Genomic DNA, 25,738 nt, shown 5'->3' on the forward strand with positions numbered 1-25,738 from the left:
CCTCCGGTCATGCTCAAAGGGTTCAAGGAGTTCATCCTCCGCGGCAATGTGATCGACCTGGCCGTCGCGGTCGTCATCGGCGCGGCGTTCACGGGGGTCGTAACGGCGATCGTGAACAACCTGATCAACCCGCTGATCAGCGCGTTCTTCAAAGCGAGCGATCTGGACAATGCGATGATCGTGACGCTGAATAACTCCGACATCAAGTTCGGAGCGGTCCTCGGTGCGGTGATCAACTTCCTGATCGTCGCGGTCGTCGTCTACTTCGTCTTCGTCTACCCGCTGAACCAGGTCAAGAAGCGCGCGGAGCGCCTGCGCAAGAAGGGCGTCGTGGAGCCGGAGGCCCCCATCACGGAGCTCGACCTCCTCACCGAGATCCGCGACCTCCTGCAGGCGCAGCAGTCGCCGCCCCAGCCCGCCGGCAAGCACGCAGACCCGCTCCCCTGACCCGACCCCGTACCCGTCCCGTCGGGTCGTGACTCGGTGCCGTTATCCGGCGCGAGGTGCGACATGATGTCGCAACTCGGCGGAGGGGCGGCGGTCACCAGTGCGGCGGCACGTCGCGGCGCAGCCGCTCGTCGTTCGACGACCACGCCGGCGCGTTGTCGGAGTCGGGCGCGGCCGGCGGCGCGGGCTCGTCCCGCGGTTCGGCACGCGGCTCCGGGTCGGTTCCTGGCGCGCCGGGACGCTGCACGCGGCGGTGCCGTCGCCTCCCGGGTGTCTCGCTCATCCCGTCCAGCCTAGAACGGGCGACCGCGAACGGGCGACCTAGACCGAACGGCTGTCGACGAGCCCCGGCAGCACGATGGGCGCCGTCACGGCGTCCGGCTCGCCCTTGCCGATGAGCGTGGCGATGCGTCCGGCGACGGCGTCGGGGTCGGCGAACAGCTCGAAGCTGTGCACGCGCAGGTAGTGCCAGCCGAGGCGGCGCAGCACGTCCGGGCGCAGGCGCAGCGACTCGCGCAGGCTGCCCTTCGACACGTCGTGGTCCGTCTCCACCGCCACCGCCCTGCCGCCGTGCGAGGCGACCAGGGTCAGTTTGCCGCGGTAGCCGAGGTGCACGTCGAGCCCGCGGCGGGCCAGGCGCTTCGCGAGGTCGAGCACCATCGGGTCGGCGTCCGGGCTCAGGTACTCCGGAGCGGCGGCCTGGATCTGGTCCGCCTCCCCCAGCACTTGGGCGAGCGCCGCGATCCCGTGCCGCATCCGCGTCTCGTCGATGTCCTCCGGCCGGAAGCAGGAGACGATGTCCATGCCGCGGCGGCCGCGCGTCATGCCGACTGCGAGCAGGCGGTCGCCGCCCGGCTCGGCGAGTGCGCCGAAGTTCGACAGCAGGCGTCCATGCGGGGTGCGCCCGTAGCCGATGGAGAAGATGACGCGGTCGCGGCTCTGCCCCACCGACTGGTCGAGCGTCACGACGGTGAACGGCTCCGCGCGGTCGCCGAGGATGAAGTCGGCCAGCTCCGAGCGCTTCGCGAACGCCGCGAGCACGGCCTGGTTGACCCGGACGGCATGACGCTCGCTCGCGGTGATGACCATGAGGGATTCGCGCGGACGCTCGGTGGCGTGCGCGAGCACCAGCTCGACGACCTTCGCGACCTCGGCATCCGTCGACTCGACGGCACCGGTGTCGGTGTCGGGCATGCCCTGGCCGCCGCGGACGTAGTGCAGAGACAGGCTGCCGTGGCCGAGGTACGTCCCGGCCCAGGGCAGGGAGTCGATCATCCCGCCGTAGAAGCGGCGGTTGACCAGCTCGGCGAGGTCTTCGCCGCCCGCGCGGTAGCTGCGGCTCAGCGTGTAGACCGGGAGCAGCTCGGAGAGCCGGGAGAGTGCGGAGTCGGCGTGCAGCGCATCCACGTCGACGGCCTCGACGGTCGTGCCGTACTCGTGCACGCCGATGTCGAAGCGCGACGGCGTCTGGGTCACCGGGTCGCCGAACGCGACGACCTGCTTGGCGCGGCGGATGACGGGGACGTTCTCGGCGAGGCTCGACGCGCCCGCGTCCACCAGCAGCACGGCGTCGAACCCGACCTCGCGCCCGATCGACGGCACCTCGTATGGCGAGATCAGCCAGACCGGGGCCAGCGGCCGGGCCAGGTGCGGCGCGGCCTCGTTGAGCGTGGTCGCCGTCGGCGTCGTGCTCTTCAGGAGGCGCTTGAGCGCTGCGGCCTCGTCCGGCCAGTCGACGATGCCGATCTTCCAGGTCTCGGCGAGCATCCAGGCCAGCTGCTTGCCGGTCGCGGAGGCGTGCGCCTCGTCCACCAGGCGGAAGTCGGCCTCGAGCCGGTCGAGCACGCCGGTGTTGGCGTTCAGCAGGGCGCGGTCGGAGGCGAGCAGCGACTCGAGCACCGACTGCCACCAGGCGAGTTCCAGCTCGGCGCTCACCTGCGCCTCGGGGACGTGCCGGATGGAGAGGTCCGAGATCAGCGGGTCGAGCTCCTGCTCGCGCAGCTGGGTGAGCAGCGCGGTGCGCTCCTGCAGGTTGGCGAGCACCTCGGACTCGGCGGCGAGGCCGGCGATCTGGCGGGTCAGCTCCTCCACCGGCAGCGCGGCGAGCGACTGCGGGGTGCCGGTGCGGCGGAGCGGGATGTCGAGGCGCGCGAGGTCTTCGGCCACGCGCTGGTAGGCGACCTGCACGTCCGCGATCCCGACGGGGACCTCGGGCACGACGCCGGCGACGGCGAACCGGTTCCAGAGGATGCGCTGCTGCTGGATGCGCCGCAGGCTCTCGTTCAGATCGGTGACGTGCACGCCGGGCCGGACGTACTCGAGCGCGTGCTTGCGCAGACGGCGCCGGTTGGCGCTCGACATCGACGGCGACTCGCGGCGGGATGCGGTGGCCGCGATCAGCTCGGTGAGCGAGCGGTCGAAGACGGACGGCGTGAACTTGTCGAGCGTCTCGCGGATGTCGAGCAGGAGCCGCAGGTAGACGCCGAGCTCGGCGATCGAGGCGAACGGACGCATCCGGGTCTGCCCGATGAGGGCCTGCGCGCGGTCGATGAGGCGCGGGAGCTCCGCGCGGTTGAGCTTCTTCGCCAGCTCGTGCGCTGCCTTCCCCTCCTCCGTCGTCGTGAAGGAGGCCCCGTACCAGGGCGAGTCGTTCGGGCCGTAGCGGAACTCGCCGAGGCGGGCGGCGCGGATCAGCGCGTCGGCCGACGCTGCACGGTCGCGGGCCAGCCCCTCGATCGCGCGACGGCCGAGACGGGCCGTCGTCGACGGCGGCGCCGGAAGAAGGGACAGGCGCGACAGCTCGCGCAGCGCATCCAGCACGGAGACACGGAGCACCGGGTCGCGGCGGGTCAGGGCGGCGCGGTAGTCGACCAGCACCTTCCGCAGCCGCACCAGCGCCTCGTCGACGTCGGTCACCTTGGGCTGCGTGGCCTTCTCGTTGCGCGCGATCGACTGGATGAGGTCGCGACGCAGCGTCCGCGGCGTCACGGCGAGACCGGGAAGGCCGGCCGTGCTCAGCCGCTGGGCGATGTCGTCGAGGCTCGACCGCCGGGGGCTCACCACGAGCACACGCTTGTGCTGGGCCACCAGGGCGCCGATCGCGTTCACGATCGTCTGGGTGCCTCCGGTGCCGGGGAGCGTCTTGACGACGAGCGAGTTGCCTGCCGCGATCTGCGCGACCACGTTCTCCTGCGCCTCGTCGGCGTCGAGCAGGAGGGTGTCGGTCGCGGGCGGGCGCTCGTCCTGGCGGATGGGCTCCACCGGGTTGAAGGCGCTCTCGACGGTCGTGCGCGCGGTCGGGTTGCCGGCCAGCGCATCCAGCAGCACGGTGTCGAGGTCGCGCGCCTCCTCGCTCAGCGCTGGCGCGACGTCGGCGAACGACGACGCCACCAGGCGCGGCTGCACGTTGAACCATGGCAGGTGCGAGGTCAGGCCCCGCAGGCGGTCGATCACCGGCTGCGGCTTGAACACCCCGTTGCTGACGGCGAGCGCCACGAAGGCGTCCGCATCCAGCGTGATCTGGAACTGCTCGTTGAGGGCGCGCGCCAGCTCCGGGTTGAGGAACGTCTGGCCCTTGAGCTTCAGCTCGAAGTCGCGGCCGTAGCGGCGGATGGCGAGCGGGCGCAGCAGGATCGGCGCCATGTACTCCTCGGAGCCGTGCCGCCACTGCGCCAGGCCGATCGCGAGGTGCACCGACTCGATGCCGCGCACCGAGCGCAGCTCGATGCCCTTCGCGGTGATCGCGTTCGCGGCCGCCCGCGCGGTGCGCAGGGCCAGCTCGTCGCGGATGAGGCTGGAGAGCAGGGTGCTCTGCCCGGTGATGAACTGCGGAAGGCCGCCGGGATGCGTCGTGCTCAGCTCGATGCGTGTCCGCGGGCTGTCCTCGAAGTGGAGCAGCGGAGAGACCCCGCCCACCGCCGCGATCTCGTCGCGCCAGCGCTTCCACACCGGCTCGGCGATGTTGCCGGCGACCAGCGCCGGGTCGCCCAGGCTGAGCGCGTGCGGAGCCGTCGTCGTGCGCGGGTTCAGGGCGTCATCGTCTGGGATGCCCGACGTCGCGTCGTCATCCTCGGTCTTCCTGTCCAGTCGCCACACACCGACACCCTACGTTCACATCCCCGGAAACAGCGGGAACCCGGGCGGGTTTCGCGTCAATATCATGCGCCGGACGAACGGCGCCAGCCTCGAGGCGCGCCCGGCGCGTCGCGACGGAGCGGCGGACGCGACGGACCGAGCCGAGGACAGGAACGTCGAGAGCGATCAGGGCGCCGGGGTGAGCGTCCCGTACGGCGGGAGGGCGCCGGTCACCACCGGCACCTGGAGTCCGACCGACTCTCCCCCGCTCGTGACGGTCACGGTCGTGAGCGAGCCGGGGGCCGCATCCAGACCGCTCACCAGGCTCTCGTCGTCCGGCGGATCGCCCAGCTGACGGGTGTCGCGCGGGTCGAGGGACACCGAGATGCTCCCCCCTCCGGTCGGGGCGATCTCCACCTGCTGGGTGTCGCCGCCCTGGTTCACCAGCGTCACGACGAGGTTCGCCGTCGAGCCGCCGTCGCTCGTGACCAGCACGGCGTTGCCGACGAACACGTCCCCGACCGTCGCGCTGGACCCGACGCTGGCCTCCTCGATGTCGAGGGTGTCCTGCGGCGCGAACAGGTCGCATGCGGTCAGCCCCGCGACGAGCGCTGCGGCGAGCGCCGCCGCTCCGACGGTGCGTCGCAACGGCGGGATGCGGAAGAGCGGGGTGCGGAACGTCATATCCACCTCCGGGGGACCACGGTGGCAGCACCCTAGCGCCCGCGCGCTCCCTTACGTAAGACGGGTCCCTCCGCCGGCCGGCGCCCTGTCGCGCAGGGCCACGATCCCGATGAGCCCGCAGAGCAGGTAGAGCGCCGCCTGCACGTCGAGCACCGGCACGATGTCGCCCGAGTCGGCGAGCAGACCGCCGACCAGCAGGCCGACCGCCTGCGCGCCGCCGTCCAGCGTCGTGACGGCGGCGATCACCCGGCCGAGCGCGCGCGGAGGCACGGTCGTCTGGACGAGGGTGATCTCCCCCGTCGCCGATGTCACGCCCGGGACGCCCATGGCGACGAACAGCCCGGCGTACACCCACAGCGCCGTGGTGAACGGAGCGAGGTTCCAGGTGAGGAGGGAGAGCGCACCGAACACCAGGTACCCGACGCCGATCATCCAGCGCGGAGCCAGCCGCTTCGCCAGCGCGCCGGTCACCAGGCCGCCCAGCACCCCGCCGATCGCCTGGACCCCGCGGATGATCCCGGCGCCGGTGTCTCCCGCCCCGAGGTTCTGCGTGACGTAGACGAGGAAGAGCACCAGGAAGAGGCCCTGCGCCATCCCGGCGAGCGCCGCGATGCCCGCGAGCGTCCGCAGCGTCGCGGACCGCGCGATCAGCGCGAGCCCCTCCACCCACTCGTGCAGGATGCGCCGCTCGGCCGCGACCGCCGGCTCGCCGTCCGCGGTCGCCTCGGCGCCGTCCTTCCGTCGCTGCGGCCGGACGAACAGCACGAGCGTCGCGGTGATGAGGTACGACGCCGCGTCGGCGATGACCACACCCGGCAGCCCCCACAGCGCGAACGAGAGGCCGCCGAGCGGGGAGCCGATGAGCCGCGCGAGGCTGTCGCTCACGGCGATAAGCGCATTGCCGCGCGCAAGCTGGTCGGCGCCGACCAGCCGCGGGATCATCGCCTGCCGCGCCGGGTTGATGATGGCCCCGAGCACCGCTTCGACGGCGGCCACCGCGTAGACGATGCCCATCCGGTCGGCGCTCGCCGCGAGGAGCGGCAGGAGCAGCAGGCCCTGCAGCAGGGCGACGACGACGATGGTGCGGCGGTGATCCCACCGGTCGACGAGCACCCCGAGGAAGCTGCCGACCAGCAGCATCGGGACGATCTCCACCAGGAACACGGTGGACGCGCCGAGCGCCGACCCGGTCGCCGACAGGGCGAACAGCGGCAGCGCGATCATGAGCAGCCAGTCGCCGGTGTCGGAGACCAGGCCCGCCGTCCAGACGAGGGCGAAGTCCCGGCGGAGCAGCGGGGAGCGCTCGCGGGTCGCGGTCGCGGTCACGACGCACTGCCGTCGGTCGGCTCGATGTGGCCGGGCCGGACGGTCTCGTCGGGCTCGGCCGCGGCCCGCGCGGCGTTCGCCGCCGCGATCGCGTCCGGGTGCCGGAAGGCGTTGAGGTGCAGCGCGACGACGTCGCTGCCCTCCGGCGCCTCCGCACGGGTGAGGGCGATGTAGGGGCGGATGAGCGCATCCAGTCCCTCCACGAGCTCGCGGAGCTCGCCCGGCGTGAGCTTGAGGGCGTACCCGCTGAGCATGCTCGCCTCGCGCCACTCGATCGGCTGCTCGTCGCGCTGGGCGATCGCGCGGTGGACGAGCGCCGCCTCCTCGTCGACCTGGCGGTCGGCGAGGGCGCGCTCGACGGTGTCGGCTCCGATGGCGAACTCGGGGTCGTCCGTGCGGCCGAAGGAGAGGCCGGTGGACGACGACCGATAGGGGCGCTCGCGGCCGTCCTCCGCATCCACCGGCTCGACGAGCCCGACCTTGGCGAGCGCGCGGAGGTGGTAGCTGCAGTTGGAGGGAGTGGAGCCGACGACCGCCGCGCACTCGCTGGCCGTGCGCGGCCCGAACGACATCAGGTGGTCGAGCAGGGCCAGGCGGAGGGGATGCGCGAGCGCGCGCAGCGCCCGCGGGTCGGTGACCGTGGTGCGCCGTTCCTGGCGGCCGGCGTCGGCGTCCGCCTCGTCCGGCGACCCAGCTATGAAAGACATGTTTCAGATTGTCGCGCCGACCCTCTTTCACGTCAAGCCGGGAATGCGAGCGCCTCTCCCACGTTGTTGACCTCTATGAACGAACCCACCCGCGCCAGCGTCGGCTTCCGGTCGGAGCGCGGCCCCATCCTGATCGCCCTCATGCTGACGACCGGGCTCGTGGCCATCGACTCGACGATCCTCGCCACCGCGGTGCCCTCGATCGTTCAGGACCTCGGCGGGTTCGCGCAGTTCCCGTGGCTGTTCTCGGTCTACCTGCTCGCGCAGGCGGTGTCCGTCCCCGTCTACGCCAAGCTGTCCGACACCGTCGGCCGCAAGCCCATCGTCCTGATCGGCATCGCACTGTTCCTCATCGGGTCGGTGCTGTGCGGATTCGCGTGGAGCATGCCCGCGCTGATCGCGTTCCGCGCGCTCCAGGGTCTCGGCGCCGGAGCGATCCAGCCGATGTCGATGACGATCGCCGGCGACATCTACACCGTCGCCGAGCGCGCCAAGACGCAGGGCTACCTGGCGAGCGTGTGGGCGATCTCCTCCGTCGTCGGGCCGACGCTCGGAGGCGTGTTCTCGCAGTTCCTCTCCTGGCGCTGGATCTTCTTCGTCAACGTCCCGCTGTGCATCCTGGCCGCGTGGATGCTGATCCGCAGCTTCCACGAGAGCATCGAACCGCGGAAGCACCGCATCGACTACGCGGGAGCCGCGCTGCTGACCGGCGGGATGACGCTGCTCATCCTCGCCGTGCTCGAGGGCGGACAGGCCTGGGCGTGGAACTCGGTGTGGAGCATCGGCGCGTTCGCGCTGGGCGGCCTCCTGCTCGTCGCGTTCGTGCTGGTCGAGCGACGCGCGGCCGAGCCGGTGCTGCCGCTCTGGGTGTTCTCCCGCCGGCTGCTCGTCACCACGACCCTCATCTCGCTCGGCGTCGGCGCCATCCTGATCGGGCTCACCTCGTACGTGCCCACCTACCTGGAGGGCACCATCGGCGTCGCGCCCATCGTGTCCGGCCTCGCGGTCGCCGCTCTGACCCTGGGCTGGCCGATCGCGGCGAGCCTGTCCGGCCGGTTCTACCTGCGCATCGGCTTCCGCAACACGGCGTTGCTCGGGACCGCGATCGCGATCGTCGGCGCGGTGTCGCTCGCGGCGACCTCGGTCAGCCCGTCCGTGCTGTTCGTCGCGGTCAGCTGCTTCGTCGTCGGCCTCGGGATGGGCCTGATCGCCACCCCGACGCTGATCGCGGCGCAGTCGAGCGTGCCCTGGAACGAGCGCGGCGTGGTGACCGGGAGCAACATGTTCGCCCGCTCGATCGGCAGCGCGGTCGGCGTCGCCGTCTTCGGAGCCATCGCCAACGCGATCATCGGAGCGTCGGCGGGCGGCGCACACGCCGCCGGGACCATCCAGCAGGCGTCGACGGCGGTGTTCGTCGCAGTGGCGATCGCCGCGGTGCTGACCATCGTCGCCGGCCTCGCGATGCCGCGCTCCCGCGTCGAGGACGTGGAGCTGGGCCGCACGCCCGCCCCCGCGGAGTAACCGCACCCGCCGCACCCCGGTCCGCCGTCGCCAGCAGCTGGTTGACGCGACGCGCCGTCGCCGGCGGCCGCCGGGCGGCGTGTCGCGTCAACTCGCGGCACGCCGCGCGGGTCAGCCCGGCAGACGCGTCAGCATAACGAACTCGTTGTACGTGAACACCTTCCCCGCGAAGCGCGGCAGGGGGAACGAGTACTCCCGCTCCACCGTGAGGCCGAGTCGGTCCGCGAGGCGGCGCAGCCCGTCGAAGTCCGTGAACGAGACATGCGTCGCGTCGCTCGCGTAGCCGCGCTCCTGCGGTGTGATGAAGAGGACGCGTCCTCCCGGCTTCACATAGGGCAGGTACATGCGGACGAGCTCGACGGCGAAGTCCGGGTCGACGTGCTCGACCACATGGGCGAACAGCAGCGAGTCGAAGGCCCCCGGCACCGCGTGCGGAGTCGAAGGGAACTCGTCGCTGGTGAACGACGTGAGCCCCCGTGCCCGGGCGATGGCCACCGAGTCCGCATTGTGGTCGACGCCGACGCCGTTGTTCCCCAGATGGGCCAGATTGCGGCCGAGGCCGCTCCCCACATCCAGCACCCGCCCGAGATGCAGACGGCGGATGTTCCACCGGTACGGCGCCTGGACGTTGAGGGTCCGGCGCCACCAACTGGTGTCCAACCGGCGGAGGCGCTCCGCGTACTCGGACCCCGCGGTGTCCCGGCCTTCGTTCGGCTCCGCGCCCGTTTCGTGCCCTTCGGGCTCCGACGGCATCAGCTGGCCCGGTCTCTCGACTGCATGCGTCCACGGTAGAGCACCCGGTACAGCGCCTTCAAAGCAAAGTCCCCCTACGATCATGGGAGAACTGTCCACTGTTCGATGGGATGAGCTGAATGGCAACTGGCAGAGGATCGACAGGTCCGACGAAACGCGACCGCCGCGAGGAGGCGCGTGAGACCGCCAGGAGGATGCGCGAGGAGGCCGCCAAGAAGGCCAAGCGGCGCAAGATCATCGTTCAGGGCTCGGTCATCGCCGGCGTCGTGGCCGTGCTCGCCATCATCGGCGTCGTCATCTTCACGACCGTGGGGAACGGGGGCGCAGGCGCCGCCAACCCGAAGAACATGGCGAGCGGCGGCATCCTGCTCACGTCCCCGACGACCGCGGTCAGCACTCCCGCGATCCCGTCCGGCGGCCAGCCGACGCCCACGAAGATGAAGCTCGACGGCAAGACGGCGCACATCCAGATCTGGCTCGACTACCAGTGCCCCTACTGCGACCAGTTCGAGACCACCAACGACGACCAGATCAAGCAGTGGCTGCAGGACGGCACGGCGACGCTCGAAGTGCATCCCGTCGCCATCCTCGACAGCGTGCAGAACAACAACTACTCGACGCGCGCCGGCGCCGCCGCCTCGTGCGTGGCGAACTCGCAGCCCGACAAGTTCTGGGACATCAACTCGGCGCTGTTCGCGAAGCAGCCGAACGAGCAGACCGGCACCGGCCTCACCAACGCCGAGATCCTCAGCATCTTCAAGGATGCGGGCGTCAGCTCGAAGGCGATCACCGACTGCGTGAACAACCAGACGTACGCCGACTTCGTCACCACCATGACGAAGGACGCGTCGACCAACTCGCAGCTGAAGAACCCGGCCAACAACGGCTTCGGCACACCGACCGTCTTCGTCAACGGCGAGCGCTACCAGGGCGGCTTCACCGACGCCTCCGTGTTCGCCGCGTTCACGCAGGCGGCCGTGAAGGACGCCGGCTCGGGCAAGACCATCACCTTCCCCACCGCCAAGTAGCCCCGCACCCCCGCACCCCCACCGTCGAGTCCGCACAAATTGCACACCGCTTCGGCGTGTCACGTGCAAAGTTTGTGGACTCGACGGTGGGTGTAGCGTCGGAGGCGAGAGCGGAAGGGACGAGGCGATGGATCGGATTCCGGAGGACGGCGTGGACGGCGTCGAGATCGGCGAGACGGATGCGGGCGAGACGCCCGGCTGGGCCGACCCGGCCGACGGCGACGTCGACTACGCGCTGAACGACCCGGAAGCCGAAGCCGACTTCGCCGATGAGCTGGTCACGAACGACGCGGTCGCCGGCGAGACCATCTGGCCCGGACCGGGCGACGGCAACGACGGCCCCACCGGCGGCCAGTCCCGCGAGGCCGAGCCGGTCTACGACGAGCACGGCGACGAGCCCGAGGATGACGGCGTGCTGACCGAAGAGGACGTCGAGGAGGAGGGCATCTAGCCCTCCGCACCTCCGCCGGCGGACGCGCCCAGCGCATCCACCACTCCCCGGGCGCTGCGCTCGAGGAAGCCGACGATCTCCTCCGACGGCAGCTCCGTGCCGATCGCGCTCTCGACGAGCGCCTCCTCGGCGAACGCGATCCACGATCGCAGGCCGATGCGCAGCAGCAGCGTGTCCGGCACGCCCAGTTCCAGGAACGCCGCGATCACCCGGTCCGCCTGCTCGCCGCGCGCCTCCTCGACGACCTGACGCACCTCCGTGTCGGCGGAGGCGACCCCGCGCACGAGCGAGTAGAACGTCCCGCTGTGCTCGCGGACGAACGCGACGGTCCGCGTGAGCGTGTCGTGGAGGCGGTCCAGTGGCGCCAGCCCTACCACCGGCTCCGTGGCGTGCAGCATGCTGTCGCGGGCCGTCCGCACGACCTCCCGGTGGAGTCCCTGCTTCGACCCGAAATAGTGGAACAGCAGCCCCCGCGAGACCCCGGCGCGGGCCGACAGTTCTTCGATCGAGAGCTGGTCCAGCGGGTTGTCGGCGAGGAACGCCACCCCGAGGGCGACGAGCTGCGCCCGGCGCTCGTCCGGCGTGAGCCGCGTGCGCCGGTCGGTCTCCATGCTTCGACCCTATCGGCCGTCTCCCCGACCGTGAGGTGCGCGATCGGCTATTGACAGCCGGTCAATAACGTCTAAGCTCACATCTGGACCTGACTGCGCCGACGCTGTCAAGTCCCCCGAACAGGAGGATCGATGAAGTTCCGAAAGCTCGCCGGGTCGCACGCCGGACGGATCGTGCTCGCCGCCGTCCCCGTCGCCCTCGTCTCGACCGTGCTGATGACCGGCGTCGCCCAGGGCGCAGTCCCCGTCTCGTTCGCCGTCTCCGGCAGCCAGTTCCAGATCAGCGCGACCAAGCTCGACGGCACCGGCTTCTCGCAGTACGCGGGCGTCGCTCCCGACACCGCGGGCAAGGAGCACCAGGTCGCCATCGCCAACATCAAGTCCGCCACCCTCTCCGATCTCTGCCAGGCCGTCGTCACCGACACCCCGCTCGGCAAGGTCGGGATGCTGATCACCGCGGGCGGCGGCGGGACCCCGGCCTCGGCCTCCGACCTGCAGATCGGCATGACCGACCTCAAGGGCGACTCCGAGTTCCACAACATCCGGATCGGCGTGGACGCTTCCACCGTGAACACCGCCGCCAAAGGCACAGCGGGCGACTTCGCACAGGATGCGGACACGGTCACGATCACAAACCTCCAGCAGACCGCGTGGAGCACCCAGGCCTCCGTCTTCACCCTCAACGGCATGCACGTCCAGCTGACCGACGGCTCGAAGGGATGCTTCTGATCGTGGCCCGCGCGCACGCGAACGGCCCGATCCCGCCCGCCGACGAGTCGGAGGCGCCGGGCGGCCGCGCACGCTTCCGGGCGTGGCGCCGCAGCCGCCCCTTCGTCGGCGGCCTGCTGACGGCGCTCGGCGGCGTCGAGATGTTCTTCTCCGGCCAGCTCGACATCGGCAAGATCCACGTGCAGCTCGGCATCGAGGGGCTGCAGGCGACGATCATCCCGATCCTGCTGGTGCTGCTCGGGATCCTGGTGCTGGCGATGCCCGCGCACCGCATCTTCTACGGCGTGATCGCGCTCGCGGTCGCCGTCTACTCGCTCGTCGGCGTGAACCTGGGCGGGTTCTTCATCGGGATGCTGCTGAGCAGCATCGGCGGCATCCTCACCGTCGCGTGGATGCCGAAGAAGGCCGATGTGGACGCGGCGGGCACGGAGGCGGCCGACGCGGAAGCCGCGGAGACTGATGCAGCCGGGCCCGCCGCCGCCCAGCACAACACCGTCGAAGGCACGACCGCATGAGGCGGGGCCGCTCCGGCATCGTCGCGGGCGCGCTGGTCGCGTGCATCGCCGCCGCCCTCGCCGGGCTCGGCGCGGCCCGGGTGCCCACCGCGGCCCCCGCCGCGCTGTGCATCCCGATCATCATGCCGTGCACCTCGCCGACGCCGACGCCGTCTCCCACGCCGACCGCCACCGGCATCCCGGGCGTCCCCACCCTGCCGATCCCTGGTGCACCCGGAGCCCCTGCGGCGCCCGGCTCCCCCACCCCCGCCCCGTCCGCACCGGCGACCCCGGCCGCCCCGGATGCGGGCGCCCCGGTATTCACCCAGCCGCCCGCGCAGCTGGGCAGCCAGTCGCTCTCGTTCTCCGGCCTCCGCGGCATCAGCGTCGTGACCGTCCCGCTCGCCGACGGCAGCCGCATCCCGGTGCTCAAGATCTCCGCCGACAGCATCACCATCGACGGCTTCAGCCTGACTGTCCGCAAGGAGACCGGCCCCAAGCTCGCGACGACCGCCGACCAGATGGCCCTGCGCGGGAACGTGCAGGTCTACCTCGACTCGGTGACCGCGACCGGCCCGGACGGGAAGACGCTGACGCTCGGCGCGGCGACTCCTCCCCCGGCGGACGGCCTGCCGCCCCAGCTGCTCCGGGTCACGCTGGGGCTCGTCGGGGTGACGGCGGACAGCATCCACTTCACCAACCCGCACCAGCACCTGACGGACTAGCCGGCCGCGCTCAGCGCCCGCGGCGCAGCCGACGTCGCTCGCGCCAGGAGAGCGCCGCGTACGCCTCCTGCTCGGCTCGCCGCCGCGCATCCGCCTCCCGGATGCGCTCGTCGCGTCGCTGCCGCCAGCGGGCGATCTCCTCGTCGACGTCGCGCGTGCGGGTGATGACGGGCGGGCCGCCCTGCAGCTGGCGGCGCGCCTCGATCACGCGCCGGTTGAAGCTCTCGAGCTGCTCGCGCACGCTGCTCTCCGACGCGAGCCGGTCGAGTTTCGCGTCGAGTTCGGCATCCTCCGTGCGCAGCAGCAGGGCGGGCGGGCCCAGCCCCGTCAGCTGCTCGCGCTCGATCTTGCGGCGGATCCACCAGTCCGGGTCGTGCGTGCCGGTGAGCCCGGGGAGCGGCTTGCCCGCGCCGGGCAGGTTGTCGAAGTCGCCGCGGCGCATCGCCTGCTGGATCGCCGTCTCCACGATCTGGGCGCGCTGCTCCATCGTCGGCTGGCCGGGGTTGGACTCCTCCACCGGCTCTCCGCGCGCCTCCGCGTCTCGGCGCAGGCGGTACCGCGCGGCCTCCACGAGCGGGTCGGACTCGCGAGGCGCGCGACGGGTCTCGTCGCGGTTGCGGGCCATGCCTCCACATTACGCCGCGCTGCCGACACCGCACCGGGTCGGAGCCGGCCTCCGCCGGTGTCGGCGGCAGGCGCTAGCGTCACCCCATGGAGTTCCGCATCGACGTGCCGCAGCCCGTGCTCGACGACCTGCGCCGGCGGCTGGAGGCGACCATCCTGCCCGAGCCGACGCCCGGTCCCGAGTGGTCGAACGGCATCCCGCCCCGCATCCTGGCGGCCCTCGTCGACCGCTGGAGCAGCGGGTACGACTGGCGTGCCTTCGAGCGCCGGCTCGTCGGCTACGAACAGCGGATTGTCGACCTCGCTGGCTGCGATGTGCACGTCGTCCGCCTCCCCGCCCGCCGCGGGACCGGCCTCCCGATCGTGCTGACGCACGGCTGGCCGTACTCGTTCGCCTCGATGCTCGACCTCGCAGATCTTCTCTCCGAGGAGCGCGACGTCGTCATCCCCTCGCTGCCGGGCTACAGCTACTCGGCCGTGCTGCCGGAGCCGTTCTCGTCGCCGGGCGTCGCGCACCGCTGGAACGCCCTGATGACCGCCGAGCTGGGGTACGACCGCTACCTGGTCTACGGCGAGGATGTGGGCGCCGGCGTCAGCGACTGGCTGGCGGGCGCGCATCCCGAGTCGGTCGCCGGGATCATCGCACCGCACGCCTCTTTCTCTGCGCGCTCCCGCCCGGGCGTCGAGCTGACCGAGGAGGAGAAGGAGTTCCTTCGGTCGGTCGCCCGCCCCGAGGAGTCGGGCTACGCCCACCAGCAGGGCACGCGTCCCGACACCCTCGCCGCCGCGCTCATCGACTCCCCCAGCGGCCTGCTCGCCTGGATCGCCGAGAAGGTGGCCGCCTGGAGCGACGGGGAGGGTCTGGAGCCGTTCGACGTGGATGACGTGCTCACGAATGCGGCGCTCTACTGGGTCACGCGCTCCATCGGCACCAGCTTCCGGCCGTACCGGGAATCGCCGGACGACGACGAGCTGCACCCGCTGATCGAGGTGCCCGCCGCCATCGTGGTCCAGCGGCACGAGGCCGGCTACCCGCGCTCGCTCGCCGAGAAGAGCTACACCGACATCCGGTCGTTCGAGCGGCTGGAGCGCGGCGGGCACTTCACCGCGTGGGAGGCGCCGGACGCCGTCGCACGCATCGTGCGTGAACTCGAGGTGAACATCCGGAACTGACCTCCGCCGACCCGTTGACAATCCGGGAAAGCCCTTTACTGTGTGCACTAAGCAACGGATGGCAGGCTGAACCGCAGGGGGCGGGCAGCTGTACTGCGTTCCCGGTGCGCGGCGGTCGGCTTTTTTCGGGTGAGCCGACCGCCGCACCTTCTTTAACCGGCCGATCTCGCTCGAGACGCGCGACCTCGGTACGCTGGCGGCCGTGACCGATGACGACCATCTGAGGGCCGTGCGCGAGCGCTTCGACGATCGCGCGCCCACCTACGACGACAGCGCGATGCACCGGGCGCTCGCGGCTGCGGTCGCCTCGTTCGTCGACCTGGACGGCGTGGATGCTGTGCTGGATGTCGCGACCGGCACCGGTCTGGTGCTGCGTGCGCTGCGCGACCGCGGCTACGCGGGCGCCGCCACCGGCGTGGACCTGTCCCCGCGCATGATCGCGGAGGCCCGACGGCACCGTCCGGACGCCGAGCTCCTCGTCGCCGACGCGACCCGGCTGCCCTTCGGCGACGACGCGTTCGATCTCGTGACGTGCGTCACCGGGCTGCAGCTGTTCCCGCATCCCGGCGCCGCCATCGCCGAGTGGGCGCGCGTGCTCCGTCCCGGCGGACGTGCCGTCACCGCGACCTTCCTCGCCTTCGATCCCAGCCGCCACCGCTCCGCCCCGCCGCAGGCCTTCATCGACCACACGCCGTTCGACTCCATCGAGCATCTCGCCAGGACGGCCGCGCCGGCCGGCTTCGGCATCGCCCGCACCGAGACGTGGACGGACGGCGCCGACGAGGTCCTCATCGCCGAGCTGACGCTCCCGTCCGAATCCTGACCGGCGTCACACCGAACCGAACCACCGCGCGAGGTGCGCGTCCAACGCCTGCTGGTCGTCGCCCACCCAGGCGACGTGGCCGTCGGGGCGCAGTAGCACCGCGGGAGCGTCGAGCTCGTCGCTCGCGTCCGCCACGCGGTCGACCCGCCCCGACCATCTCCCGACGGTAAGCGCCCCGGTCTGGTCGAGCAGCAGGCCGCGCCCGTCGTGCAGGTGCTCGTAGAGCCGGCCGTGCGACAGGCCGAGGTCGCGCAGCCGCCGCCCGAGCAGGCCGGAGTCCGCCGGCCCCTGGCCGACGTCGTACCGCACCGCGATCCCGGCCACCTTGGCGCCGAGGAACGTGCCGACGCCGTCCACGTCCGTCAGCTCGGTCAGCAGCCGGCGCACCGCCTGCGGCCCGGGCTCCGGCGCGATCAGCTCGCTCTGCGCGCGCGTGATGGTCAGCACGTCCTCCGCGGCCGGGTGTCGCTCGGTGAAGTACGTGTCGAGCAGACCGTTGGGCGCCCATCCACCGACCTCCGCCGCGAGCTTCCAGCCGAGGTTGAAGGCGTCCTGGATGCCGAGGTTCAGCCCCTGCCCACCGAGCGGCGGGTGGATGTGTGCCGCATCCCCGGCGATCAGCACGCGCCCGACGCGGTAGCGTTCGGCGAGCCGCGTCGCGTCCGTGAACCGCGTGATCGAGCGGGGCGAGTGGATGCCGAAGTCGGTTCCGGCGTATGCCTGCAGCTGCGCGCGGAACTCATCGAGCGTCGGCGGTATCGAGCGGTCTTCGGAGACCGACGCCGCGGGCACCACCGCCCGATACAGCCCCTCTCCGTTCGGCCCGATGCCGAAGCCGCGGTGCGTCTTCCGCACCTCCTCGGCGATCGCCGCGATCTCGTCCGCCGGTGCCGTCGCCTCCGCCTCGCCGAGGATCCACTCGGTGGTCGCCGCTTCGCCCGGGAAGCCGATCCCGAGCGTCCGCCGCACCAGGCTGCGCCCGCCGTCGCAACCGACCAGCCAGCGGCCGCGCACCCGCTCCCCCGACGTGAGCTCGACGCTCACGCCGTCCGCGTCCTGCTCGAACCCGGCCACCCTCTCGCCCCGCCGGACCAGCGCCCCCAGCTCGGCAGCGCGCTCGGCGATCAGCCGGTCGGTCACCGGCTGCGGCATCCCGAGGATGTAGTCGTGCGTCGTGTCGAGGTGCACCGGCCGCGCGCTCGCGATGCCCGCGAACCGCCCGCCGCCCGGATACGTCGTGCCGACCGCGAGAAAGCGGTCGAGCAGCCCCCGCGAGTCCATGATCTCGATGCTGCGCGGGTGCAGGCCGAGCGACCGCACCGCCGTCGTCGGCTCGGCGTCCCGCTCGAGCACCAGCACCTCCACGCCGTGCAGGCGCAGTTCGCTCGCCAGCATCATCCCGGTCGGGCCGCCCCCGCTGATGATCACGTCGATCACGTCATCCTCTTTCCACCGTCCGCGCCACGATCTCTCGTGCGACCAGCCATTCTGCTGGATGGGGTGGGCCTTGCCGCAAGCCCCCGCCCGACCGGTATCCTGGAAATGCAGGGGGGACGTCAGCCCGCCGCGTCCGGCCGCCACTCCTCCGCGAGCAGTCGATCTGCAGCCTGCGCAGGCCGCGCACGACTAACCCGTACCGGCAGAGCGGATGCGGGCGAGCGTGGCCGCCTCGTGCGCCCGGCGCCGATCGCACCGTATGCATGCAACTTCACCCTTTCCGGATGACGCCGCCCCCTCTCTCCCCGCCCTAGCGTGCCTCGTGCAGTGATGTGAAGCCCGTGCCGGCCGGCGATTCGGGACCGCCGGCCGGCACGGGTCCAACGAAGGAGCGGATATGACCTACATCGATCTGCCCATCGGGCTGACGCCGCGCCGCGGGGCGGAGTTCCACCTGATCCGGTGGACGCGCGAACGCGACGAATGGACCGCCGAGACGATCATCGCGGTCTACATCTCGTCCACCCTCGACGAGTGGATCGTCGACCACCGTGGCCGCCGAGTGCGGCTGTCGAGGCAGGAGTGGCTGCGGTACCTTCCGTGAGTCCGGTCGGCGGCGCGGCGACCGCCGCGGTCCCGCCGAGCCCTCTGCGCTGCGGCCGATGTCCGCGGTCCCTGCGACCATCTCCCTGAAGGTTCGGACGACCGGAGGGCGGGATGCGAGGCGAGGCGACAGTGCTGCACGCGGATCTCGACGCGTTCTACGCCTCAGTCGAGCAGCGGGATGCGCCGGAGCTGCGCGGCCGCCCGGTCATCGTCGGCGGCGGGGTCGTGCTGGCGGCGAGCTACGAGGCGAAAGCGCGCGGGGTGCGCACCGCGATGGGCGGCCGGCAGGCACGCGACCTGTGCCCGGAGGCCGTCGTCGTCCCTCCGCGCATGGACGTGTACTCCGCAGCGAGCAAGGACGTGTTCGCGATCTTCCGCGACACCACCCCGCTCGTCGAGGGCCTGTCGATCGACGAGGCTTTCCTCGAAGTCGGTGGGCTCCGGCGCATCGCGGGCACGCCCGAGCAGATCGCGACACGACTGAGGGAACGCGTCCAGACCGAGGTCGGCCTCGCCATCTCGGTCGGCATCGCTCGCACCAAGTTCCTCGCCAAGGTCGCCAGCGCCGTCAGCAAGCCCAACGGCCTGCTGCTCGTCGAGCCGGAGCGGGAGCAGGAGTTCCTCCTTCCGCTCCCGGTAGAACGCCTGTGGGGCGTCGGCGCCGTCACCGCCGAGAAGCTGCACCGACTCGGCATCCGCACCGTCGGCCAGCTCGCCGAGCTCGAGGAGTCCGCCGCCGAGAGGCTGCTCGGCCGGGCGGCCGGCGCGCACCTGCACGCGCTGGCCCGGCTCCGCGACCCGCGTCCGGTCAACGCCACGAAGCGACGCGGATCCATCGGCTCCCAGCGCGCGCTCGGAAGCCGCCCGCGCACGGCCGAGGAGCTCGACCTCATCCTCACCCAGATCATCGACCGGCTCGCCCGCCGGCTCCGCGACGGCGACCGCACCTGCCGCACGGTCGTGCTGCGCCTCCGCTTCGGCGACTTCACGAGGGCCACGCGGTCGCGCACGCTCGGCTTCCCGACCGACCGCACCTCCGTGCTGCTGACCATCGCGCGAGCGCTCGTCGCCTCCGTTCAGCCGGACATCGCGGAGCGCGGGATCACCCTCATCGGTGTCTCGCTGTCTCACTTGGGACGGTCCGACACCTTCCAGCCCGAGCTGCCGATCGACTGGGAGGACGGAGCGCGCCTCGACACCGTGCTCGACGCCGTCCGCGACCGCTTCGGCGCCGCCTCGGTCGCCCGTGCCGCGCAACTCGGTCGCGACCCCGGCTGGTCCACGCCGCTTCTGCCGGAGCACGAATGACGGATCCCGCGGGCGCCCTTATGGGCTGACGCGGACGCTGCGCCCCTCGAACGTGACGACGTCGCCGAGCTGCAGCTGGCGTCCGCGGCGGCGATCGACCTCGCCGTTCACGGTCACGTAGCCGTCGATGATGGCCTCTTTGACGTTGCCGCCGGAGTCGAGCAGCCCGGCGAACTTCAGGAACTGGCCGAGGCGGATGCCGTCGCCACCGATCGAGATGTCGTCGATGGATGTCGGGTCGCTCATCCCGAAAGGCTAACCCACCGCAGGCATCCAGGGAGTACGGTCCCGGTGAGAACGCGCCTCGCGCATCCACCTCGTGCATCAAGGGAGACACCGGGATGAGACCGCTCCGCTACGCGATCAACGTCACGCTCGACGGCTGCTGCCATCACGAGGCCGGGCTTCCGCCCGACGAGGAGTCGATGCGCTACTGGACCGCCGAGCTGGAGCGGGCCGACGCCCTCCTCTTCGGCCGGGTCACCTACCAGATGATGGAGTCCGCGTGGCGGCGACCGCCCACCGGCGCATGGCCCGAGTGGATGCTGGACTGGCAGATCCCCTTCGCCGAGGCCATCGACGGCGCGCAGAAGTACGTCGTGTCGAGCACGCTGACCGAGCCCGACTGGAACGCCGAGCGGCTGCGCGGCGACCTCGGCCAGGCGGTCGAACGGCTCAAGCAGCAGCCCGGCGACGGCCTGTTCGTCGGCGGGGTGACGCTCCCGCTCGCTCTCGCGGATCTGGGACTGATCGACGAGTACGTGTTCGTGGTGCAGCCGATCCTGGCGGGGCACGGGCCGCGCCTGCTCGACGGGCTGCGGGAGCACATCCACCTCGAACTCATCGATCGGCAGGAGTTCCGGTCCGGGGTAACCGCGATGCGGTACCGGCCGCGGGAGTAGCGGAAGCGGCCTCTGGAATTCGGGGGGCCACCGTCGGGGTTCCCGGTCGTACCCTGAAGGCGTCGACCGAGGGGGACGGCATCATGGGATGGAGACTCAAGAATCTGACGACGTCGACCGCGGGCGCGGGACTCGCGGTGTACCGGCCGACCGCGTGGCTGTTCGCGCAGTTCACCCGGCACGTCGTCTACCAGGGCTTCTCGTACCAGGACGGCGATGACGGCCAGCTGTATGAGCTGTATAGCAGCCAGAGCGACGACTGGAACGTCAAGAACCTCGTCGCGGAGGCGGGCGGAGCGGAGGTCGCGACCACCGCATCCGGCTACATCTGGGCCCATCAGGGCTCGCAGCATGTCGTCTACCAGGGAGTGCGGTTCGACGGTCACGTGCACGAGCTCTGGTACACGGAGGACGACGGCTGGAACGCCAACGACCTGACATCCGCGGCGCGGGCGCCCCTTACATTGACGCAGCCGTTCGGCTTCGAGACCTCCTACGACGGCGCGCAACGGGTCGTCTACCAGGGCCGGGACCGCCATGTCCACGAGCTTCGAAACGCCGGGAGCGGCTGGCATGACCACGACTTGAGCGCCGCCACCGGCGCACCGCTCTGCTCGGTCATCTCCGCGCCGACCGGCTACTCGTTCGAGCACCAGGGCACGGCGCACGTGCTCGTCCACACCGACAGCGACGTACCCGGCGGCGGCCACATCCTCGAATACTGGGCGGATGCGACGGGATGGCACTGGGGCGACCTCATGGCGGCGACCGGTGCGCCCGGCGTCTCCGACTCGGAGACCGTCCACGGTTACGTGTTCCGCGGTGAGGGCAGTCAGCACGTCGACTACATCGGACTCGACGGGCACATCCACGAGTTGTGGTGGAGCACCGACGGCTGGCACCACAACGACCTGAGCGTCGCCGCGTCGGCAGCGACGCCCGCGCAGCTCGGCGGGAGCCTCGCCTGCTACGCGTTCGAGGCGGGACTGTTCCAGCCGGTGGCCACGCAGCACGTCTTCTACACCGGCACCGACTCGATGATCCACGAGCTGTGGTGGAGCGCCGGCGGCTGGCACGTCAACGACATCGGCAGCCGCCTCGGCGCCCCGGCCGTGTGGGGAGACCCCGCCGGTTTCGTGGAGGTGGACAACGGCAGCCAGAACATCTTCTACCTGAGCGACGCGCACCAGATCATCGAGCTGCGCTGGCGCCCCTGAGCCGCTGGCGGCGTCCACGGCCATGACTCAGGGGATGATGGACGCATGCCCGCCGCCCACCGTCCCGGCCTTCGCGTCGACGCCGGACTCACGATCCCCGAGTCCGAGCTGTCGTGGCGGTTCTCGCGGTCATCCGGTCCCGGCGGCCAACGAGTGAACACCGCCGACTCCCGGGCGGAACTCGTGTGGGATGTGGCGGGCTCCGCCGTTCTCGCGCCGTTCCAGCGGGAGCGGCTCCTCGAGCGGTTGAGCGGGCGCATCGTCGACGGGAAGCTGACGATCACCGCATCCGAGCACCGCGCGCAATTGCGAAACCGCGAAGCCGCGCGCGCCCGGCTCGCCGACCTCGTGGCCGACGCCCTCCGCCCGCCGGCGGCCCCGCGAAGACCGACCAAGCCGAGCCGCGGGGCCAGGGAACGGCGGCTGGATGCGAAGAAGCGCCGCACCGACGTGAAGCGCCTGCGTCGCCCTCCTCAGGACTGAGGCGGCCCGCCCGCATCCCGACGCAGCACCCACGGATCACGAGTTGAGACGTACCCTCGCATCGTGAAAGCGAAGTGGTTGTTCCTCATCCTCGGCATCGTGCTCGTCCTCATCGGACTGCTGTGGACGCTGCAGGGATTGAACGTGCTCGGCGGTTCCGTGATGAGCGGATCCCCGCTGTGGGGCACCATCGGCCCCCTCGTGCTCATCGTCGGAGTCGTGCTGATCCTCGTCGCGCTGCTGCGCCGGCGCCGGGGCTCGGGCACCTGACGACGCCCGGCTCGGCCCGGCCCGGCCTGGCCTGTCTCAGACGCGCCGGCTTTCGGTGAGCATCCGGACGAGGAAGACGATGGCCGCGATGACGAGGAGGACGATCCCGACCCAGAGCAGGAAGTTCAGCGACGAGACGAACCCTCCCGTGAGCAGGAGGACGATGGCGATCACGGCGATAACGATCAGCAGAATGTTCATCAGTTGACCCTTTCTGGTCGGGGGTTGATGGCTCCATGCAACCACCGGCGAGGAGGGGGCGCCTCACCCCTAGGGGTGTAATGTGCGGCCATGTCGGCAGCCCCGGACGGAGCGACGAAGCCGTTCACGATCGCCCTCGAGGGCGTCCACGGCTACCTCTCGAAGACCCTCACGGCACCGGAGCTGGTCGCCGCCCTCGAATCCGTGAACTCCGGCCAGATCGTGGTGAGCAACTCCCCCGCGCGAGCCCGCAGCGCCGAGGAACTCGACTGGCCCGGGAAGGAAGAAGGGATCACCGACCGCGAGTCCGAAATCCTGGCCCTCATCACGCAGGGCAAGAGCAACGCGGCGGTCGCCGAGCTCACCTACCTCAGCCCGAACACGGTCAAGTCGCACATCCGCAGCGTCTACCGCAAGATCGGCGCCAGCAGCCGGACGCAGGCGGTGCTGTGGGGCGTGGAGCACGGCTTCACGCCGGACCACCGGAGGATCGAGCGGTGGGTGGGTAGGCGGTGAGGGCGTGGTGTCGAGGTCGGGGCCCGCGGCTCATATAGCGGCCCGGACATAGAGCAACGCCCGATCCACGGGCGGTCGGTGCGCACGATCCCTCGAACTCTTGGCATCACCCGGAGCAGCCCTGGAGGGACTCGAACCCCCAACCGTTTCCTTAGGACGGAACTGCTCTTCCATTGAGCTACAGAGGCTGGCCCGTCGAGTCTAGCGAACGCCGCGCATCCCCCTCGCAAAAAATCTTGCTATTCAGTGTTGCTAACTACCGGTACTCATGCTTACTATGTACCGGTAATCAGCAACACTGACTAGCAAGCAGGAAGGAGGGTCCCATGGGCAAGCAAGAGACCGAGATGCTCAAGGGGACGCTCGAGGGCATCGTGCTCGCCATCCTGTCGCGTCGGCCCGCGTACGGGTACGAGATCACCGCGTGGCTGCGCGACCAGGGGTTCGCCGACATCGCGGAGGGCACCATCTACGCCCTCCTCGTCCGGGTCGAACAGCGTGGGCTCGTGGATGTCGAGAAGGTTCCATCCGAGAAGGGGCCGCCCCGCAAGGTGTACACCCTCAACGCCCGGGGTCGTGACTACCTCGAAGAGTTCTGGAGGACGTGGAGCTTCCTCGCAGAACGGATCGAACAGCTCCACGAAGGAGACAACTGATCATGGCAGCGAAGTGGATCGAGACGATCACCGGATCCCTCGAGCAGAAGAAGCAGTACCGGCAGTACAAGGCCCGCGTGCAGGCCCTGCCGGAGCCGTACCGCGGCGCCGCGAAGGCGTTCGAGCGGTACTTCATGTACAACGGCGGCATCACCGACGGCGACACGCTCGTCACGATGCTCTCCGATTTCGCCGACATGTGGGAGCGGGCGGCCATCGACGGCACGCCGATCAGCGAGCTCGTCGGGGGCGACCCGATCGACTTCGCCGAGACCTACACGGAGTCCTACGGCGGCGTGAAGTGGATCGACAAGGAGCGGGCCCGCCTCATCAAGGCGGTCCAGGAGGCGGAACAGGAGGAGAAGAAATGAGCGCACCCGCGATCAGCGTCCGCGGCATCGAGAAGTCGTTCAAAGATGTCGAAGTGCTCCGCGGGGTCGACTTCGACGTGCAGGCGGGCACCATCTTCGCCCTGCTCGGCTCGAACGGAGCAGGCAAGACGACGCTCGTCCGCATCCTCAGCACCCTCCTCCGCGCCGACGGCGGCACCGCCACCGTGCACGGGGTGGATGTGGCGGCCAAGCCCGGCGACGTCCGCGGCGCGATCAGCCTCACGGGGCAGTTCGCCGCGGTGGATGAGGTGCTCACCGGGCGCGAGAACCTCATCCTCGTCGCCAAGCTGCGCCACCTGAAAGACCCGGGCGGCATCGCCGACGACCTGCTCGCCCGGTTCTCCCTCACCGACGCCGGCAAGCGCAAGGCGTCCACCTACTCGGGTGGGATGCGCCGCAGGCTCGACATCGCGATGAGCCTGATCGGCAACCCGCCGATCATCTTCCTCGACGAGCCCACCACCGGACTCGACCCGCAGGCGCGCATCGAGGTGTGGGAGACGGTCAAGCGCCTCGCCGGCCAGGGCACGACGGTGCTGCTCACCACGCAGTACCTCGACGAGGCGGAGCAGCTCGCCGACCGGATCGCCATCCTCCACAAGGGGACGATCATCCAGAACGGCACCCTCGACGAGCTCAAGCGGCTGCTCCCGGCCGCGAAGGTCGAATACGTCGAGAAGCAGCCGACGCTCGAAGAGGTCTTCCTCGCGCTCGTCGGCGACACGGGAGACGAGAACACCGACACCACCACCGACCGCACCGAGGGCGCGGCCGCCACAGGAAGGAAAGCACGATGACCGCCACCGTTCTCAGCGACACCGGTGTGCTCACCGGGCGCTCGCTCCGCCACATCCTGCGCAGCCCCGACACCATCATCACCACCGCGGTCACGCCGATCGCCCTGATGCTGCTGTTCGTCTACGTGCTGGGCGGCGCGATCAACACCGGCTCCAGCAGCTCGTACGTCAACTACCTGCTGCCGGGCATCCTGCTCATCACGATCGCCTCCGGGGTCGCGTACACGTCGTACCGGCTGTTCCTCGACCTGCAGGGCGGGATCTTCGAGCGGTTCCAGTCGATGCCGATCGCCCGCAGCAGCGTGCTGTGGGGGCACGTCCTCACGTCGGTCGTCGCGAACATCGTCTCGATGGCGGTCGTGATCGGGGTCGCGCTGATCATGGGCTTCCGAACGGGAGCATCGGTGTGGGCCTGGCTCGGCGTCGCCGGCATCCTCATCCTCTTCACCCTCGCCCTCACCTGGCTCGCGGTCATCGCGGGGCTCTCGGCGAAGACGGTGGATGGGGCCAGCGCCTTCAGCTACCCGCTGATCTTCCTGCCCTTCATCAGCTCGGCGTTCGTCCCCACGACGTCGATGCCCGGACCGGTCGCCTGGTTCGCCGAGAACCAGCCGGTGACGTCCATCGTCAACACCATCCGCGCACTGTTCGAGCAGCAGCCGGTCGGAGGGGACATCTGGATCGCCCTCGCCTGGCTCGTCGGCATCCTCGTCATCGCGTACGCCTTCGCGATGGTCATCTACCGCCGCAAGGTCACCGCGGGCTGACCGGGGTCACGCTGCC

The 25,738-nt window shown here is 70.8% G+C and carries 31 protein-coding genes and 1 tRNA gene; 20 read left to right on the forward strand and 12 right to left on the reverse strand.

Annotated features, from left to right (window positions below; genetic code table 11):
* The first annotated feature begins 9 nt into the window (after positions 1–9).
* The gene (mscL, locus tag BJ963_RS08465; protein ID WP_089909182.1) at positions 10–447 is read left to right on the forward strand and encodes a large-conductance mechanosensitive channel protein MscL; all 438 of its coding nucleotides are present in this window, start codon (positions 10–12) and stop codon (positions 445–447) included.
* Between the two features lie 94 nt (positions 448–541).
* Here the strand turns inward: mscL and BJ963_RS08470 are convergent, their stop codons facing one another.
* The 5 genes from BJ963_RS08470 to BJ963_RS08490 all read right to left on the reverse strand — a co-directional run bounded on the left by BJ963_RS08470 (position 542) and on the right by BJ963_RS08490 (position 7,238).
* Positions 542–730, reverse strand: coding sequence for a hypothetical protein (locus BJ963_RS08470; RefSeq protein WP_157696905.1), 189 nt, complete (start codon positions 728–730; stop codon positions 542–544).
* Between the two features lie 38 nt (positions 731–768).
* The gene (locus tag BJ963_RS08475; RefSeq protein WP_179455931.1) at positions 769–4,542 is read right to left on the reverse strand and encodes an ATP-binding protein; all 3,774 of its coding nucleotides are present in this window, start codon (positions 4,540–4,542) and stop codon (positions 769–771) included.
* A 165-nt stretch (positions 4,543–4,707) separates the two neighbouring features.
* Positions 4,708–5,205, reverse strand: a complete 498-nt coding sequence (locus tag BJ963_RS08480; RefSeq protein ID WP_179455936.1) for a hypothetical protein — start codon at positions 5,203–5,205, stop codon at positions 4,708–4,710.
* 51 nt (positions 5,206–5,256) lie between these two features.
* Positions 5,257–6,531, reverse strand: a complete 1,275-nt coding sequence (locus BJ963_RS08485; protein ID WP_179455939.1) for an MFS transporter — start codon at positions 6,529–6,531, stop codon at positions 5,257–5,259.
* Positions 6,528–7,238, reverse strand: a complete 711-nt coding sequence (locus BJ963_RS08490) for an ArsR/SmtB family transcription factor (protein ID WP_246298011.1) — start codon at positions 7,236–7,238, stop codon at positions 6,528–6,530. Before BJ963_RS08490 ends, BJ963_RS08485 begins: the two co-directional genes overlap by 4 nt.
* 75 nt (positions 7,239–7,313) lie before the next feature.
* On the opposite strand from BJ963_RS08490, the gene BJ963_RS08495 reads away from it, so the two are divergent.
* A complete protein-coding gene (locus tag BJ963_RS08495; protein ID WP_179455941.1) occupies positions 7,314–8,759 on the forward strand; it encodes an MDR family MFS transporter in 1,446 nt (481 codons plus the stop codon).
* 111 nt (positions 8,760–8,870) lie between these two features.
* Here BJ963_RS08495 and BJ963_RS08500 read toward each other — a convergent pair whose 3' ends face one another.
* Positions 8,871–9,512 carry a class I SAM-dependent methyltransferase gene (locus BJ963_RS08500; protein ID WP_179455943.1) on the reverse strand — a complete coding sequence of 214 codons (642 nt, stop codon included), beginning with the start codon at positions 9,510–9,512 and terminating at the stop codon, positions 8,871–8,873.
* A gap of 119 nt (positions 9,513–9,631) precedes the next feature.
* On the opposite strand from BJ963_RS08500, the gene BJ963_RS08505 reads away from it, so the two are divergent.
* Both BJ963_RS08505 and BJ963_RS08510 read left to right on the forward strand, forming a co-directional pair.
* Positions 9,632–10,540 (forward strand): DsbA family protein, encoded by a 909-nt coding sequence (locus tag BJ963_RS08505; protein ID WP_246298012.1) that lies wholly within the window; start codon positions 9,632–9,634, stop codon positions 10,538–10,540.
* 127 nt (positions 10,541–10,667) lie between these two features.
* A complete protein-coding gene (locus BJ963_RS08510; protein ID WP_089909162.1) occupies positions 10,668–10,991 on the forward strand; it encodes a hypothetical protein in 324 nt (107 codons plus the stop codon).
* Here the strand turns inward: BJ963_RS08510 and BJ963_RS08515 are convergent.
* On the reverse strand, positions 10,988–11,602 hold the full coding sequence (locus BJ963_RS08515) for a TetR/AcrR family transcriptional regulator (protein ID WP_179455945.1): 615 nt from the start codon (positions 11,600–11,602) through the stop codon (positions 10,988–10,990). The genes BJ963_RS08510 and BJ963_RS08515 overlap by 4 nt on opposite strands.
* A 132-nt stretch (positions 11,603–11,734) precedes the next feature.
* Between BJ963_RS08515 and BJ963_RS08520 the strand changes: the two genes are divergently transcribed.
* From BJ963_RS08520 to BJ963_RS08530, 3 genes are read left to right on the forward strand one after another with little or no spacing between them, the layout of a single operon-like run.
* The gene (locus tag BJ963_RS08520) at positions 11,735–12,331 is read left to right on the forward strand and encodes a DUF6230 family protein (protein WP_089909158.1); all 597 of its coding nucleotides are present in this window, start codon (positions 11,735–11,737) and stop codon (positions 12,329–12,331) included.
* Positions 12,322–12,846, forward strand: a complete 525-nt coding sequence (locus BJ963_RS08525; RefSeq protein ID WP_179455947.1) for a DUF6114 domain-containing protein — start codon at positions 12,322–12,324, stop codon at positions 12,844–12,846. Before BJ963_RS08520 ends, BJ963_RS08525 begins: the two co-directional genes overlap by 10 nt.
* Positions 12,843–13,550 (forward strand): hypothetical protein, encoded by a 708-nt coding sequence (locus BJ963_RS08530; RefSeq protein WP_179455949.1) that lies wholly within the window; start codon positions 12,843–12,845, stop codon positions 13,548–13,550. Before BJ963_RS08525 ends, BJ963_RS08530 begins: the two co-directional genes overlap by 4 nt.
* A 10-nt stretch (positions 13,551–13,560) precedes the next feature.
* On the opposite strand, the gene BJ963_RS08535 is transcribed toward BJ963_RS08530, so the two are convergent.
* Entirely contained in the window at positions 13,561–14,175 is a 615-nt protein-coding gene (locus tag BJ963_RS08535) for a DnaJ family domain-containing protein (protein ID WP_179455950.1), read from the reverse strand.
* 86 nt (positions 14,176–14,261) lie between these two features.
* Here BJ963_RS08535 and BJ963_RS08540 point away from each other — a divergent pair, with 86 nt between their 5' ends.
* The gene (locus BJ963_RS08540; protein WP_179455952.1) at positions 14,262–15,347 is read left to right on the forward strand and encodes an epoxide hydrolase family protein; all 1,086 of its coding nucleotides are present in this window, start codon (positions 14,262–14,264) and stop codon (positions 15,345–15,347) included.
* A 202-nt stretch (positions 15,348–15,549) separates the two neighbouring features.
* Positions 15,550–16,170, forward strand: coding sequence for a methyltransferase domain-containing protein (locus BJ963_RS08545; RefSeq protein WP_179455954.1), 621 nt, complete (start codon positions 15,550–15,552; stop codon positions 16,168–16,170).
* Between the two features lie 6 nt (positions 16,171–16,176).
* On the opposite strand, the gene BJ963_RS08550 is transcribed toward BJ963_RS08545, so the two are convergent.
* Complete coding sequence (locus BJ963_RS08550; protein ID WP_179455956.1) at positions 16,177–17,607, reverse strand: FAD-dependent monooxygenase; 1,431 nt, start codon at positions 17,605–17,607, stop codon at positions 16,177–16,179.
* Between the two features lie 397 nt (positions 17,608–18,004).
* Here BJ963_RS08550 and BJ963_RS08555 point away from each other — a divergent pair, with 397 nt between their 5' ends.
* Both BJ963_RS08555 and dinB read left to right on the forward strand, forming a co-directional pair.
* Positions 18,005–18,211, forward strand: coding sequence for a hypothetical protein (locus BJ963_RS08555; protein ID WP_089909143.1), 207 nt, complete (start codon positions 18,005–18,007; stop codon positions 18,209–18,211).
* A gap of 113 nt (positions 18,212–18,324) precedes the next feature.
* Complete coding sequence (gene dinB, locus BJ963_RS08560) at positions 18,325–19,521, forward strand: DNA polymerase IV (protein WP_179455965.1); 1,197 nt, start codon at positions 18,325–18,327, stop codon at positions 19,519–19,521.
* A gap of 18 nt (positions 19,522–19,539) precedes the next feature.
* Here the strand turns inward: dinB and BJ963_RS08565 are convergent, their stop codons facing one another.
* On the reverse strand, positions 19,540–19,767 hold the full coding sequence (locus BJ963_RS08565; RefSeq protein ID WP_089909134.1) for an RNA-binding S4 domain-containing protein: 228 nt from the start codon (positions 19,765–19,767) through the stop codon (positions 19,540–19,542).
* 95 nt (positions 19,768–19,862) lie between these two features.
* Here BJ963_RS08565 and BJ963_RS08570 point away from each other — a divergent pair, with 95 nt between their 5' ends.
* The 4 genes from BJ963_RS08570 (at position 19,863) to BJ963_RS08585 (ending at position 22,393) form a co-directional block, all read left to right on the forward strand.
* Entirely contained in the window at positions 19,863–20,423 is a 561-nt protein-coding gene (locus BJ963_RS08570) for a dihydrofolate reductase family protein (protein ID WP_179455967.1), read from the forward strand.
* An 83-nt stretch (positions 20,424–20,506) separates the two neighbouring features.
* The gene (locus BJ963_RS08575) at positions 20,507–21,640 is read left to right on the forward strand and encodes a hypothetical protein (RefSeq protein ID WP_179455969.1); all 1,134 of its coding nucleotides are present in this window, start codon (positions 20,507–20,509) and stop codon (positions 21,638–21,640) included.
* Positions 21,641–21,685: 45 nt separating this feature from the next.
* Positions 21,686–22,123 carry an alternative ribosome rescue aminoacyl-tRNA hydrolase ArfB gene (gene arfB / locus BJ963_RS08580; RefSeq protein ID WP_179455971.1) on the forward strand — a complete coding sequence of 146 codons (438 nt, stop codon included), beginning with the start codon at positions 21,686–21,688 and terminating at the stop codon, positions 22,121–22,123.
* Positions 22,124–22,186: 63 nt separating this feature from the next.
* Entirely contained in the window at positions 22,187–22,393 is a 207-nt protein-coding gene (locus BJ963_RS08585) for a hypothetical protein (protein ID WP_179455973.1), read from the forward strand.
* Positions 22,394–22,429: 36 nt separating this feature from the next.
* Here BJ963_RS08585 and BJ963_RS08590 read toward each other — a convergent pair whose 3' ends face one another.
* Positions 22,430–22,594 (reverse strand): hypothetical protein, encoded by a 165-nt coding sequence (locus tag BJ963_RS08590; RefSeq protein WP_179455975.1) that lies wholly within the window; start codon positions 22,592–22,594, stop codon positions 22,430–22,432.
* Between the two features lie 90 nt (positions 22,595–22,684).
* Here BJ963_RS08590 and BJ963_RS08595 point away from each other — a divergent pair, with 90 nt between their 5' ends.
* Complete coding sequence (locus BJ963_RS08595; protein ID WP_179455977.1) at positions 22,685–23,110, forward strand: response regulator transcription factor; 426 nt, start codon at positions 22,685–22,687, stop codon at positions 23,108–23,110.
* Positions 23,111–23,226: 116 nt separating this feature from the next.
* Here BJ963_RS08595 and BJ963_RS08600 read toward each other — a convergent pair.
* Positions 23,227–23,299: transfer RNA gene (locus tag BJ963_RS08600), tRNA-Arg, on the reverse strand.
* 137 nt (positions 23,300–23,436) lie between these two features.
* On the opposite strand from BJ963_RS08600, the gene BJ963_RS08605 reads away from it, so the two are divergent.
* Genes BJ963_RS08605 through BJ963_RS08620 form a run of 4 tightly spaced genes read left to right on the forward strand, consistent with a single transcriptional unit; the run spans position 23,437 to position 25,722 of the window.
* Positions 23,437–23,766, forward strand: coding sequence for a PadR family transcriptional regulator (locus tag BJ963_RS08605; protein WP_089909106.1), 330 nt, complete (start codon positions 23,437–23,439; stop codon positions 23,764–23,766).
* A gap of 2 nt (positions 23,767–23,768) precedes the next feature.
* A complete protein-coding gene (locus tag BJ963_RS08610; protein WP_089909104.1) occupies positions 23,769–24,137 on the forward strand; it encodes a DUF1048 domain-containing protein in 369 nt (122 codons plus the stop codon).
* Positions 24,134–24,955, forward strand: a complete 822-nt coding sequence (locus BJ963_RS08615) for an ABC transporter ATP-binding protein (protein ID WP_179455979.1) — start codon at positions 24,134–24,136, stop codon at positions 24,953–24,955. The genes BJ963_RS08610 and BJ963_RS08615 overlap by 4 nt, the downstream gene beginning before the upstream one ends.
* Positions 24,952–25,722, forward strand: coding sequence for an ABC transporter permease (locus tag BJ963_RS08620; protein ID WP_179455981.1), 771 nt, complete (start codon positions 24,952–24,954; stop codon positions 25,720–25,722). The genes BJ963_RS08615 and BJ963_RS08620 overlap by 4 nt, the downstream gene beginning before the upstream one ends.
* The last annotated feature ends 16 nt before the right edge of the window (positions 25,723–25,738 follow it).

The organism is Leifsonia soli, assembly GCF_013408745.1.
Taxonomy (GTDB): Bacteria; Actinomycetota; Actinomycetes; order Actinomycetales; family Microbacteriaceae; genus Leifsonia; species Leifsonia soli.